12 protein-coding genes and 1 pseudogene are annotated in these 14,199 nt (G+C 33.2%); 6 read left to right on the top strand and 7 right to left on the bottom strand.

The window, feature by feature from the left end; genetic code table 11:
* Positions 1-119: 119 nt before the first annotated feature.
* On the bottom strand, positions 120-3,236 hold the full coding sequence (locus GM3708_RS11110; protein ID WP_066346823.1) for an efflux RND transporter permease subunit: 3,117 nt from the start codon (positions 3,234-3,236) through the stop codon (positions 120-122).
* Positions 3,237-3,426: 190 nt separating this feature from the next.
* Entirely contained in the window at positions 3,427-4,962 is a 1,536-nt protein-coding gene (locus GM3708_RS11105; protein ID WP_082714083.1) for an efflux RND transporter periplasmic adaptor subunit, read from the bottom strand.
* A gap of 103 nt (positions 4,963-5,065) precedes the next feature.
* Between GM3708_RS11105 and GM3708_RS11100 the strand changes: the two genes are divergently transcribed.
* The 4 genes from GM3708_RS11100 (at position 5,066) to GM3708_RS11085 (ending at position 8,515) form a co-directional block, all read left to right on the top strand.
* Positions 5,066-5,575 carry a PadR family transcriptional regulator gene (locus GM3708_RS11100; protein WP_066346820.1) on the top strand — a complete coding sequence of 170 codons (510 nt, stop codon included), beginning with the start codon at positions 5,066-5,068 and terminating at the stop codon, positions 5,573-5,575.
* A gap of 168 nt (positions 5,576-5,743) precedes the next feature.
* The gene (locus GM3708_RS11095) at positions 5,744-6,523 is read left to right on the top strand and encodes a hypothetical protein (RefSeq protein WP_066346811.1); all 780 of its coding nucleotides are present in this window, start codon (positions 5,744-5,746) and stop codon (positions 6,521-6,523) included.
* A gap of 234 nt (positions 6,524-6,757) precedes the next feature.
* On the top strand, positions 6,758-7,825 hold the full coding sequence (psbA, locus tag GM3708_RS11090) for a photosystem II q(b) protein (protein ID WP_066346808.1): 1,068 nt from the start codon (positions 6,758-6,760) through the stop codon (positions 7,823-7,825).
* Between the two features lie 114 nt (positions 7,826-7,939).
* Positions 7,940-8,515, top strand: coding sequence for a Uma2 family endonuclease (locus tag GM3708_RS11085; RefSeq protein WP_066346805.1), 576 nt, complete (start codon positions 7,940-7,942; stop codon positions 8,513-8,515).
* Between the two features lie 3 nt (positions 8,516-8,518).
* Here the strand turns inward: GM3708_RS11085 and GM3708_RS11080 are convergent, their stop codons facing one another.
* From GM3708_RS11080 to GM3708_RS11055, 5 genes and pseudogenes are all read right to left on the bottom strand, one after another.
* Positions 8,519-9,859, bottom strand: a complete 1,341-nt coding sequence (locus GM3708_RS11080; RefSeq protein WP_066346803.1) for an AAA family ATPase — start codon at positions 9,857-9,859, stop codon at positions 8,519-8,521.
* 369 nt (positions 9,860-10,228) lie between these two features.
* Positions 10,229-10,627 carry a hypothetical protein gene (locus GM3708_RS11075; protein ID WP_197671658.1) on the bottom strand — a complete coding sequence of 133 codons (399 nt, stop codon included), beginning with the start codon at positions 10,625-10,627 and terminating at the stop codon, positions 10,229-10,231.
* Positions 10,628-10,779: 152 nt separating this feature from the next.
* A pseudogene (locus GM3708_RS18025) lies at positions 10,780-11,506 on the bottom strand (IS1 family transposase).
* Between the two features lies 1 nt (position 11,507).
* Positions 11,508-11,795, bottom strand: a complete 288-nt coding sequence (locus GM3708_RS11060; protein ID WP_066346801.1) for a hypothetical protein — start codon at positions 11,793-11,795, stop codon at positions 11,508-11,510.
* Between the two features lie 114 nt (positions 11,796-11,909).
* Positions 11,910-12,281 carry a hypothetical protein gene (locus GM3708_RS11055; protein ID WP_066346798.1) on the bottom strand — a complete coding sequence of 124 codons (372 nt, stop codon included), beginning with the start codon at positions 12,279-12,281 and terminating at the stop codon, positions 11,910-11,912.
* Positions 12,282-12,409: 128 nt separating this feature from the next.
* Between GM3708_RS11055 and GM3708_RS11050 the strand changes: the two genes are divergently transcribed.
* Together GM3708_RS11050 and GM3708_RS11045 are read left to right on the top strand one after the other, a co-directional pair.
* Positions 12,410-13,021 carry a vWA domain-containing protein gene (locus GM3708_RS11050; protein ID WP_231932914.1) on the top strand — a complete coding sequence of 204 codons (612 nt, stop codon included), beginning with the start codon at positions 12,410-12,412 and terminating at the stop codon, positions 13,019-13,021.
* A gap of 42 nt (positions 13,022-13,063) precedes the next feature.
* The gene (locus GM3708_RS11045) at positions 13,064-14,038 is read left to right on the top strand and encodes a hypothetical protein (RefSeq protein ID WP_066346794.1); all 975 of its coding nucleotides are present in this window, start codon (positions 13,064-13,066) and stop codon (positions 14,036-14,038) included.
* Positions 14,039-14,199 lie beyond the last annotated feature (161 nt).

The following is a 14,199-nucleotide window of genomic DNA, read 5'->3' as shown; positions in this document are numbered from 1 at the left end:
AAAATAAAGTTAATCATTAATTCGGCTTACCTAGTGATGAAGTATCTGAAAGTCCAATTTTTTTTCTACTATAGCTAATAGCTTGATACTTTTAGATAATCAATGATTATTCAATTATATTATATGATTTTTTGACTTTTATTTGAAATTGCTGTAATTACTATATATAAAATTGGCACAATAAATAAACTTAAAAAAGTAGCAATCAACATTCCTCCAAAAACAGCTGTCCCTAAAGATTGACGACTTCCAGCCCCTGCACCAGTAGCAATTACTAAAGGAAAAATCCCAATTAAAGTTGAAATTGCAGTCATTAAAATTGGTCTCAATCTTTGTTTTGAGGCTTCAATAACTGCTTTAACAATAGGCAATCCTTCTTCCCTTAATTGGTTGGCAAATTCCACAATTAAAATCGAGTTTTTACTAGCCAATCCAATTAACATTACTAAGCCAATCTGACAATAAACATCATTAGGAAATCCTCTTAACATTTGGGCTAATAATGCTCCTAATATGGCTAAAGGTACAGCTAACATAATGATTAGAGGATCTATATAATTTTCATATTGTGCCGCTAAAACTAGGAATACAAATAATAATCCTAAACTAAAAATAACGATCGCCAATCCTCCAGCACTTATTTCCTCTAAAGAAATACCTGTCCATTCATAGGCAAATCCTGATGGAAAAATCTGTTGAGCTAAATTTCCTACTTTTGTGATTGCTTCTCCTGAACTAAATCCCGGAGCGGCTGAACCATTAATTTCAATGGCACGGAATAAGTTATAGTGATTAATACTTTGTGCTCCAGTTGTAGGAGTAATTTTTACTAAATTAGACAAAGGTATCATTTCATTATTAGCTGATCGCACATATAGTTTATTAACATCTTCGGGGTTAGAACGAAACTGTTGATCAGCCTGTAAATAAACCCGATAGGTGCGTTGTTGTAAAGTGAAATCATTAACATATTCTCCCCCTAAAGCTGTTTGTAAGGTGCTAAAAATGTTATCTAAATCAACTCCTAAAAGTTTTGCCCGTTCTCGATTTACCTCAATTAGTAATTGAGGACTGTTAGCGGCAAATTGGGTGAACACCCTCTGTAAACCTTCAGTTTCATTGGCTGCACCTAAAAATTGTCCCATAGTTTCAACCATGGAATTAAGATCTGGATTAATTCTACGATCTTGTAACTGGAAGGTAAAACCGCCAAAACTACCTAAACCTTGAATTGCAGGAGGATTAATCGGTATAATTCTTGCTTCAGGAATCATCACAAATTTGCCAAAAAGTTTACCAATGAGAGCCTGTACTCCTTGTTCTGGTGAGCTACGTTCGTGCCAAGGTTTAAGAGGAGTAAAGATAATACCCTGATTTGGTGTGCTACCACCAAAACTAAAACCACCGATAGCAAAAGTAGCAAGAACTTCAGGCATTTGGAGCATTTCTGCTTCTACTTTCTTCATTACCTCGCTGGTATATTGTAGGGAAACACCTTCGGGTGCTTGAACAATAGTAATAAAATAGCCTTGATCCTCTTCGGGCAAAAACGCAGTTGGAGTTTTTGTGTATAACAACCCGGTGAAAGCAATTAAAACTATAAAGATACCAATAATAAACAGTTTAAAATGAGTTAAAAACATCAAAGATCGCTCATATCTTTCTGTCACCCAATCGAGAAAAAGATTAAAACGATCAAATATGACTTGTAACCAATCAGGAGCGTGTTGTCCTTTTCGCAGTAATAATCCACACAGAGAAGGAGTAAGAGTAAGAGCTAAAAAAGTTGAAATTAAAATAGAAAAGGCGATGGTAAGAGCAAATTGACGATATAAAGCCCCTGTTGTACCAGGAAAAAATGCCACAGGCACAAATACTGCCATTAACACTAAAGAAGTGGCAATAACTGCACCAAATAACTGTTTCATGGAGACACTAGCTGCTTCATGCGCTTCCATGTCTTTATCTTGGATATAACGGTGAATCTGCTCTACAACCACGATAGCATCATCAACGACCATACCTGTTGCGAGGGTTAAACCAAATAAGGTTAACGTATTAATAGAGAAACCAAAAATCTTTACAAAAGCAAAAGTACCGATTAAAGATAAAGGAATCGTTAGAGAAGGAATTAAAGTTGTACGCCAATCTTGTAAAAAAGCGAGGATAATTAAAACTACTAAGACAATGGAAATTAAAAGGGTAATTAACACCTCTGTCATAGATTCTTGAATAAAAGCAGTGGTATCAAAAGCCAATTTTACGTCAAGCCCTTTGGGAAATTCTGTTGCCAATCTTGCTATTTCTGCTTTAACATTTTTCGCTACTTGTAAAGCATTAGAGCCTGGTAGCTGATAAATACCGATTCCTACTGCATCTATTCCCCTAAAACGTAAAAAAGAACTATAGTCTTGAGAGCCTAATTCCACCCTACCTACATCTTTAAAACGAATTATACCACCATTTTCATCAGTTTTGAGGATTAAATTTTCAAATTCTTCAGGATAGGTTAATTGACTAATTGCTCTTAAATCTATTTGATACTCTTGTCCTTCCTGTGCAGGTTCAGCCCCTATTTTACCAGCTCCTACTTGAATATTTTGCTCTGATAATGCCTGAGATATATCTGCCATAGTTAAACCACGACTAGCTAGACGGCTAGGATTTACCCATAAACGCATAGCATAACGTCGCTCTCCGAATATCCCAACATTACCGACTCCATTGATTCTTTTTAAGGCATCTACTAGATAACGATCGGCATAATTACTTAGAAATAGATTATCATAATCTTCATTTTCAGCAAATAAACCGAATCCCATCAGAAGATTATTAGATTGTTTACTTACGGTTACTCCTGCTCTTTGTACTACTTCAGGTAATTGAGATTCGACAGTAGAGACTTGATTTTGCACATCAACGGCAGCTAAATCTTTATCCCTTGAAGAATCAAAGGTGGCGATAATACTGCTAGTGCCATCATTACTGCTACTAGATGATAAATATTTTAAGCCTTCAATTCCGTTAATTTGTCTTTCTAAAATATTAGTTACGGCATTTTCTACGACTTCTGCATTTGCACCATTATAATTGGCGGTAACTTGAATTTGAGTAGGGCTAATATCAGGAAAGCGATCAACAGGTAGAGTAAAAATACTAATTGTACCTAATAAAAGAATGATCAGGGCGCAAACAGTAGAAAAAACTGGACGTTTAATAAAAAAATCGACAAACATATTTTTTGGTGAAATATTAGTGTTTAACTCTCTAGTCTTAAGAGTCTCCTAAGCTACAACGCATCCAAGTTGACTGAAAATGAAGGTAGGCAATAGTTAAAAATTTCATAGTTTTTTGATTACTAGAAAAAATTTAAGTTAAATGGGTTTTCGCTTAGTCTCCCAGTCTCCTATCTCCTAACTTCTATCCTTAAGGTAAAGGCATAATGGGCGTTTCATCCCTGAGATTCATGATTCCTGCGGTTACGATTTGATCTCCAACTTTTAAACCATCCAAAACTTGATAATCATTACCTTGAAGATTACCGAGGGTGACTAATTTTTGTTTAGCAATCAATTGTGGTTTATCTGAAGAAGAATTTTCCATGGCTTCAGCAACAAAGACAAAAGTTTTACCCCCAAGACGAGATACCGCCGCCGAAGGAACTAAAACCCCCGGACGTTGATCCCAGATTACTTTTACTGGCACTGAACCTTGATTAAACAGTTTTTCTGTAGCGTTTTCAAGGGTTGCAGTAGCTAAAACTAATTGAGTATTCGCCGTCACATTCGGAGAAATAAAACTAATTTTTCCCGAAGTTATTTCTTTCCCTTGACTATCTAAAATTACGACAGGTAAACCTAAACGCAAATCTTTCGCTTGTTCTAAAGGTATAGAAAGATTTATCTCTAAATCATTATTTTCCGTAAGAGTTGTTAATTCCTGTCCAGATTCTAGGTAATCTCCTAATTTAACAGGTATATCTCCAATAATTCCCATAAAAGGAGCGATAATTTCCGTTTTTTTCATTCTTACTTCTATAGAGTTTATTCTTGCCCTTGCCTCTGATACATCTGCTTGAGCTTGGGCTATTTCTTCAATTCTTGCTCCATTTTCTAAGCGTTTTAAGTTTGCTTTTGCCCGTTCTACTTCTGCTTGTAGTTCGTTTACATCTGATTTTCTTCCTTTCTTTAAACCAGATAAACGACGTTGTGCTTCTGTAAAAGATGACACGGCTTGACGTTGAGTTTTCAGCCTTTCGTCAAATTGATCCTTAGAAATAGCTCCTTCTTCTTGTAAATTACGGTATCTTTTCAATCTTTCATTGGCTAAGTCTAACTCTGCTTGAGCTGATTCTAACTGTGCTTTTGCTTGAGCAATTTCCTCGGGGCGTGCTCCTTCTTGAGCATTATTTAATCTTGCCATCGCTTGATTCAATTCAGCTTGAGCTTGATCAATATCTTCAATACGACTTCCTGTTTTTAATTGTGCTAAACGAGCCTCCGCATTTTCCAATTGAGCTTGAGCTTGACTTAGTTCTGCTTGTAATTCATCACTTTCAACAATTAAAAGTACTTGTCCAGCTTGAACTGTTGTACCCTCTTTTACTAAAATTTGGTTAATCCTACCATCCACTTCCGACTTAATTGTCACTGCTTTAGGAGCATCTAAAATTCCCACGACAGTACTACTATTTTCTAAAGATTGACTGATTAGAGTTTCTAACTTGACAGGAATAGCTTGAGGTTGTCCATCCATAGCAGCCGCAGGAGCTTTATTTTCCTGATCATTACCTGCTAACCACAATTTACCACCACCCACTATTAAGGCGATAAAAATGACACTTAAACCTATCCACCAACGAGAAAAAGACTTTTTTTGGGCTTCTTGGTTAGAGGATAAAATCTGTAATTCTTCTTCAATATTTGATTCTTCACAAGGGGGAGGAGAGTTAGGATTAACCATATTATTTACAAAAATATTGAGTATTATGGCAAAATTTTAATAATTTATTTACATTTTATCATATCATTAAATTATATCAAATTGATATAAAAGTTGAAATTTCATGTTAGAATTGGCAACCTTAGGATTATTACAAAAAGAACCACTCCACGGCTACCGTCTTAAACAGCAAATGGAGTTATTTATGAGTGGATGTATTAGCGTCAATTATGGTGCAATTTATCCTCTTTTAAAACGTTTAGAAGAGAAAAAATTCATTCAAGTATTTACTGAAGAAGATAATAATAATCCTCGTAAAATTTACAGTATAACCTCAGAAGGTAGAGAAAAATGGCACGAAAAAATGTTAGAACATCCTCACGAAAGTTGGATTAATTCTCGTTCTCGTTTTATGATTAAATATTTCTTTTTCAGTTATTTAGAAATCCAAGAAAGATTAAAATTACTAGAACATCGGTTTATGACTTGTAAATTATATTTAGAAAAAAAAGAATTAGATTTTGAATTTGTTTGTAATGATCCTTATCAGTTAGAAGCTTGGCAAAGATGTAAATGGGCGATTATTGATGAAATTGAGTGGTTAGAAATTCAAATTACCTCAGTTCAACACTAGGAAAATGATGAACACAAGACAGGTGAACAAGTGGACAGATAGAAAAAGTTACCCTCATTTTTTGATCAGTGAATTTTGATTTTTAAATAGTTTTAAACTATAATTGTCAAATATTTAGACAAAATCGAGAAGATTTCTTGTCTTTTATTCACATAACCACTTAAAACTATGACTGGAAAAGTAATAGATAGTGGTGCTAACAGTATCCTTTTGGTGTTACTGCCTCTAGCGTTAATCACCATGGTAGTATTTGTATTTTGGCCTTTAATTGTGGGAATTTTTTTCTTCGCACTAGGCTATAAAATATGGCAAAGATACCGTTTGAAACAACTATCTGAACAAATCGATCCTTTCTTTAATCAATTAATCCAAGCCCATCAAGGTTGTTTAACGGTAGTTGATCTTACCGCAAAAACAGATCTTAGTGCTAAAACTGCCCGTTGGTATTTAGAACAAAAAACGGAAGAATATGGTGCAGTTAAGCGATTATACGAAGATAAAGGAATTGTTTATTATTTCTTGACTGCTAACGCATTAGGTAGTATTTTTGACGATAGTGAACCAGATGATGATACTGACTTAGCACCTGAACCTAATTTAAACGCTTCATTTTCTAATGATCTCGCTGAAATTGACTCAATAAAAGATGTCTCTGATATTAGTCCATCTCCCACAACGACAGTAATTCCTCCTCAACCTAATCCCACTGTTTTTTCCGATATTCTCCCCCCTACACCTGAAACAATAGTGGCGAGTGCATCTACAGTAGAAACGAATACTGATACTGTAACCCAGAGTGAATTAGCTAAACGTTTAGATGTTACCTCTCAGACGATAGGAAGACGAAAATTAGAAGCAGATTTTTCTTTGTGGAGTCAGAGTAAAGATCCTGAAGGAGTGCCATGGAAATATATAGAAGAAACGAAACTATTTATCCCAGATTCTTAAACAATATCTTATTAATAATTATTTCTTCTGCTTAACGATTACTACAAAATCCTAATAGTCCTTCCTTTCAAGGGGGACTTTTTTGTTTTTTTAATACATATAAGAAAATATTATAATACTTATAAGTTAATTAATCCTTAAAAACCTTTACAATTCTTAATAAATTTGTCATTATATAAATGTGAGCAATCACGAATTTGTACCTCGAAAAATTTATAACGCAATCATAAGAAAATGACTACTACATTACAGCAACAACAGTCTTCCGCATGGGAGCAGTTTTGTCAGTGGATCACTTCTACCAACAACCGCTTATATGTAGGTTGGTTCGGTACTTTAATGATCCCTACCCTCTTAACTGCAACTACCTGTTTTATCATCGCATTTATCGCAGCTCCTCCCGTTGACATTGACGGTATTCGTGAGCCTGTAGCTGGATCTTTACTCTATGGAAACAACATCATCTCTGGTGCAGTTGTTCCTTCTAGTAATGCCATCGGTCTTCACTTCTACCCTATTTGGGAAGCAGCATCCTTAGATGAATGGTTATACAACGGTGGTCCTTACCAATTAGTAGTATTCCACTTCTTGATCGGTATCTTTTGTTATATGGGTCGTCAGTGGGAACTATCTTTCCGTTTAGGAATGCGTCCTTGGATCTGTGTTGCTTATTCTGCACCTGTATCTGCTGCTACTGCTGTATTCTTAATCTACCCCATCGGTCAAGGTTCTTTCTCTGATGGTATGCCTTTAGGAATCTCTGGAACATTTAACTTCATGTTTGTATTCCAAGCTGAGCACAACATTTTAATGCACCCCTTCCATATGTTAGGAGTGGCAGGTGTTTTCGGTGGATCTTTATTCTCCGCGATGCACGGTTCTTTAGTAACTTCTTCCTTAGTGCGTGAAACCACTGAAACTGAATCTCAAAACTACGGTTACAAATTCGGTCAAGAAGAAGAAACCTACAATATCGTAGCGGCACATGGATACTTTGGTCGTTTAATCTTCCAATACGCATCCTTCAACAACAGTCGTGCGTTACACTTCTTCTTAGGTGCATGGCCTGTAATTGGTATTTGGTTCACCGCAATGGGTGTAAGTACCATGGCATTTAACCTCAACGGTTTCAATTTCAACCAGTCTATCTTAGATAGTCAAGGTCATGTAATTGGAACTTGGGCAGATGTGTTAAACCGTGCAAACATCGGTATCGAAGTAATGCATGAACGTAACGCTCACAACTTCCCCTTAGATTTAGCAAGTGCAGAACCTGTGTCTGCTCCTGTAATCAATGGTTAAGTTATAGTTTAAAAAACTAAATAATAATCAAAAAGCACTCTCTATTAACTTAGGGGGTGTCTTTTGTTGTTTGTGTTAAGATAAGAACAGTGGCATAAAAAGGGAAATACTATAATGACAGCTTATACTATTAACTTGGATGTAATTTCTAAAATTGATGATGAAAAATTTTATCAACTTTGTCGTCATAATCCTGAAGTGAATTTAGAGCGAAATCAAAAAGGAGAGATTATTATTATGTCACCAACTGGTTGTGAAACAGGTATGTATAATGCAGAATTAAATGCGGAATTCGTGATTTGGAATCGTAAATATAAATTAGGATTTGTCTTTGATTCTTCTACTTGTTTTAAACTACCAAAAGGTAGTAATCGCTCTCCTGATGTTGCTTATATAAAAAAGGAAAGATGGGATAAATTAACAAAAGAAGAAAAAACTAAATTTTCGCCGATCGCACCTGATTTTGTGTTAGAGTTAATGTCAAAAACGGATTCTTTAAAAGATATTCAAGAAAAAATGGAAGAATATATGGATAATGGCGTAAAGTTAGGATGGTTAATAAATCCTGAAAAAAAAGAAGTAGAAATCTATCGTCAAGGGCAAAAAAAAGAAGTTTTAGGTTATCCAAAAACTATATCGGGGGAGAATGTGTTACCTGATTTTATTTTAGATTTAAGTCTAATTTGGTAAAATTTATTTATTCGGTTTTAAATATTCTTTAAATATATTGTTTAGTTCATAATAAAATTTATCTTCAATTACTACTTTTTCTACTAAACAACGGCGTAATAATGATTGAATTAGTATTCCCGATTCTGATTTTGATAATTCTAAATTAGCTGAAATTTGAGTAATATTTACAGGTTGATTTTGAGTAGTTAACCAATTAATAACTTTTTTTTCTAATTCTGATAAACGTTCTAAAAGAGGTTGTAAATAAAGTTTTATATCTCCGATAAATAAATTATTTTCTTGGTTTAAAAATTCAGTAAGATCACCATTATACAGTTGCTTAATTGTCCCTGAAATAATCTTTAAGTATGTTGGATGTTCTTTATAAAGTGTTACTAATTTGTCCCAGTTTTCCTTATTTTTTAGGCATTTTTCTCTCAATATTTCCTTAGCTGATTCCCCTAATCCTTCCACTTTTAAAGTTCTAATATGATGATTATTTTCTAATATCTCCATATCGGGGGATTTTTCTTGACTAATTAAGATAACGCTACTTTTGTGATTTTTAGTTGCTATTTGAGCAAAAAATTTATCATAATCTTGATATTCACTAAAATATTGTCCTGCTAATTCCTCCGTTTTAAACAGATTTTCTATATCATCAAGAATTACTAAACAACGAAATGATTTAAAATATTCTATTACATTGCCTAATGGGGTTATTTGAGATTGAAAAAAAATATTTTTTAAGTTATTTTTAAGCTCACCAAGTTTAGGAATGTCATCAAGACTTTTGTAGATAACATAGTCAAATTCTATGTTAATTTCAGAAATTAATTTTAGGATTAAGGCTGTTTTTCCAATGCCCTTTAATCCATAAATTATGATTAATTTAGTTTTATTTTCTAGCCATTTTTTTAGGTGATTAATTTCTAAATTACGCCCATAATTGTAATTGATTTCGGGTGCTTCTATTAAGTCAATTAAAGGTAATTTATTTTTAGTTTCTGACAAAAATTTTTTTGACAAAATGTTTGTACATTGTAGAGGTTTATCACAAATATTTATATTTCCTTTATCAACTTGTAAACAATGACCAAATTTAGAAACTTGAGAAACACGATATTTTTTTGTTAACTGAGAACGAACATTATGTTTATTAATATTTTCATCTAATTCTTGTCCTAATTTTTGCCATAATTTAGCAGCCTCTTTTTTGATATGAGATTCACTACAATTAAACTCTTGAGCTATTTGAAAATTTTTTTTACCTTGAAAAGTTTCTCTTAAGATACTTTCTTGTATTGAACTAAGCTCAATTAAGTTCTCAACATACTCCAACACTTCATCAAAGTTATTCATGAAAAACTTTAAGAATTAAATATTTAATGAACTGAAATATACCAAATTTTACTAACTTTCATTCAAGTTAGGTACAAAGTAGGTACTAAGAGTGTACTTTATCATATTCTTTAATAAAATACAATGTTATTCAAGGAATAAATAAAATCCAAATGAGGTTACTTGAATTATGTATCAAGAATTGTTGAGTAGTGCTAACCCCGGACTGATTATTATTATGATTGATCAATCGGGATCGATGTCAGATTCTTATGCTAACTCAACTAAAGCAAAATTTGCATCCGTAGCAGTTAATAAAGTTATTGAAGAAATTATTTTATCTTGTTCATCTGGGGATGGTATTAAAGATCTGAGGGGGCGACAGAACATTCAGAATGCAGATTGGATAAGGGAAATAGCCCTCATACCTTGACGATAATAGGACTGTTTCTGAGGAAATAAAGAGGTTAACTTATCTAATTGTTCTTGAAAAAAGCAGATTTCACTTAGCCATTTTATCCCATTTAAACCAATAGAAAAATCACTATATCTTTTATATCTTCTTCTTTTTTCTGTGGGTCTAACTAGATATTCACTTATTCCTTTTCTTTTAATTTCTTCTCCTATAAATGTTGAATAACTATAGGATAATGTTATCAGTATAATTAAAGAAATTAGTCGTTCATTTTCAAGTTTTGTACTTTCTAAGTTATAACCTCCTAATTTAAAATCTCTAAACATTTCTTCAATACCCATTTTTTTGGAATAAGCAGAGATTGTTTCCGACATACTTTCTAAATTTGTGAGAATAAACCATGGCTCTTTACTCGATTTATGTCTATAGTTTTTCTTCCATTTTGGGCGTTGCTGAATTAAGGTATGATTAATGAAAGAGGCGATGCCGAAGGCACGCTACGCACACCCATAATGTGCCATTGGCATCACGAAGTGGCGCTGCGGGTGCAGGGAAAAGGCAATCGCCAAGGAAGGGGGACATCTCGAAATTGAAGATAATGAATCAATAATGAAATAGAAGACTTTAACATTCGAACAGATTTGGAGTAACACAAAGTTTTTCGATGTAATCGTGCAAGATAATGTCTCAATCTGGTATTTTCCCCTTCTACTCTTGTCATATAAGTTTTAGAGATAATTTGCTCCCCATCAGAAATAAAATGAGGATACACCTTCCAACCATCAGTTACATAAAAGTAACAATTCCATTGTTTTACTTCCATAATGGTTGAAATGTTTGTGCATTTCTATCTCCGATAACCCATTCTAAAATACCCGGTTTAAAGTGATCTACCGCAGTCCATAACCACATTTTGTTTTTTTTGAACCCACAAATGTTTGTAACTCATCTAGTTCTCCTACTTGTGGCGTACTTTCAGGATTATAACTATCGGGTAAAAGTTCTCCCACGGCTTTGACCGAGTTAATTATAGTTGTGTGATGAATACCTTTTATTCTTTCAATTGCCCGAAAACCCAACCCATTAACATACATTTTTAAGCATTCACGTCTGAGTGCATCATCGTAACCTTTTGAACCTCTTTGTGAGTAATCAATAAATTGTCTTCCACAATCAACACAAAGATGATTTTGCTTACCTTTTTTAATCCCATTTTTATGGATATGGTTAGAACCACATTCTGGACATTTCATTTTATCTTTCTTTTGTTAATAGCGATTGTGCAGCGCCACTTGGTGATCTCTTTATTAGAAAATCATACCTTAAATCAGCAACGCCCCATTTTGCTGCTAAATTAATTCCTGAGAATCCCTTGGTTTTTGTAACTTTTATTCCTCGATAATATACGGAGAATCCTGGAGATAAACCTAATTCACTCAATCGAAACCATATATCAGTTTCTAACTCCACATATTCACTCTTTTTTAAACGTAGAGATAAATAAACCTGTTTCTCTACTGATAACCATTTTGCTAAATCCACAGAGCAAAATTCTCTATCTCCTAAAACGATTATTTTATATTCAATTAATAAATTAATACTTGCTTCTAATACTTGTTTTTGTTCTGATAAATTACTACTTCCTTTTTTATTTAATCAGATAAAATATACAGGGATAGCTCGTTGATGATGAACTAAACTTACCATCAATATATTAATGTTTTGCCACTGTGTTCTATCCATGACTAAATAAATTACTTTGTTTGATTCCCATTGGTTCATAATCCATGATTTTAAAATCGGAAACCATATGGTTTCAACTTTCCAATTTTTCAGACTTAAAAATCTTTGTAACTTTTTAATTCTACTTCTTAATTTAATCGGATAAGGAAAAAGTTTTGCCATTTCTTCTAACCTAACAGTTTTAAGATTTTGAAGTAAATTAACTAAAAGACAAAGAGTTAAATATTGAGGTAAATTAAACTGTTTTTTTAAATACTCCTGATAAAATTGGGGAAGTTGAAACATCTTTTTCTATAGTAATTAATATAAAAACTAAAAACATCTTATTTTTATCCAGATTACCAGCTTCAATCTCTTATGCCATCGTCTGTTTACCTTCATTGTCGCCCCCTCAGATTAAAGATAGATGTTATGTGGCAGTGATCGGATATGGTTCAAATGTAGATATACTCTTTTTGGAAACGGCATCGGAATTAGCTAAAAATCCTAACACCACTACAGTTAAGAGAAAAATTTCTGATGGTGCTGGGGGATTAATTGAAGTTGATGAAGTACAAAGACTGTTTGTTAATCCAATAGCTAATGGCGGTACTCCTATGGCGGAGGCTTTTCAACAGGCTTCTAATGGTATAGAAAAATTTATTGCTAATCATCCCAATGGTTTTCCTCCCATTGTCATTAATATTACCGATGGTGAACCGAATAACATGGCTTTAGCCACTAATGAAGCAAAAAAATTAGCACAACTAAAAACCAGTGATGGTAATGTAATTATCCTCAATGCTCACATTTCTAACGCTTCAGCAGGAAAAATAGAGTTACCTAGCAATGATTCTGGGTTTAGCAGTAATCAATTTGCCAAATTTTTATTTGATATTTCTAGTATATTACCAGAGCCTTTAGTAGAAAGTGCTAAAAATGCAGGTTTTAATGTCCAAACGGGAGCGAAGGGTTTTGTTTTCAATGCTGATGCAGAAACATTAATTAAACTGCTTAATTTTGGCTCTCAAGGGGCTTTACGTTAAGGTTTTCTGTCACTGAAATATCTCTAACTATTCAGGTAAATTATGTCAATTCATATTATTTTTAGTGGTAGAACTCACAAAGAAAATGAAACTATTGCTGATTGTCAGGATTTTTTTCACCTAAATTCAGAACTAAATTGCTTTGCGATTGCAGATGGTGCAAGTCAATCATTTTATCCTAGTTTATGGGCAGAACTTCTTGTCAATCATTTTTGTCAAAATCCTGATATTAAAGAAGAAAATTGGGAATTATGGCTTAAACCTATTCAAGAAGAATGGTTAAAAAAAGTAAAAAAGAAAGTTGAAAAAGCAAAAAGTGAGCTTAATCCTGTTTGGGTGACAAATACCAATCGGTTAAATTATCGGGAATCAGCAACGTCAACATTGATTGGATTAGAATTTCTTGAAAATTATTTAAAAGTTTCTTTAGTTGGTGATAGTTGCTTATTTATCGTCAAAAATTATCAGTCTATAAATACTTTAATTGCTAGTTATCCCTTAAAAAATTCTCAGGATTTTGGCAATCGTCCTGAATATTTTGCTAGTTATGAAAAAAATAATGATTTTCAGCCTACATTTTTGGATATACCTTTTGAGAAACCAAGCAACTCGGAGGAAAAATATTACTTTATTTTAGCAACAGATGCTCTCTCAGAATTTATTTTTAAATGCTTAGAAAATGATAAACCAATTTTCACCAAAATAAACGATATTCATAATCAACAAGATTTTGAAAAGTTTGTGTCACTTGCAAGAAAAGATAAAGACACTATTTCCATGAAAAATGATGATGTTACCTTGATAATTTTAGAAGTGAATAATCTAAAAATTCTTCAGCCTTTAGCTTCGATAAATTCACAAAAACAAAATAATAGCTTATTACCGCCTGTAGGTATTTCGCCAAAACAAGAAGTTAATCAACGAGAAAATGAGGAGAAACTAATTTCACTTTCCGCCGAACTTAATAATAATTCAGAAAATATAACACCTAATGAACAAAATCAGCTAAGAGATTAAAAAAAAGCAAACATAAATTTAACATTCCAAAGAAATTTTTTATTCGTTGTGGTTTTATTGCTATTTCCATTCTCACTAATTACTTATTTTCTAGGGAAAAATTCTGTTAATCCAAATGTAGTTAATCCAAATGATCAAAATTCAATTACTGAAAATTCATC

The sequence above is a fragment of the Geminocystis sp. NIES-3708 genome (assembly GCF_001548095.1).
Taxonomy (GTDB): domain Bacteria; phylum Cyanobacteriota; class Cyanobacteriia; order Cyanobacteriales; family Cyanobacteriaceae; genus Geminocystis.
Note: the sequence above shows the minus strand (reverse complement) of the source record. Positions and strands in the feature narration are given on the sequence as shown.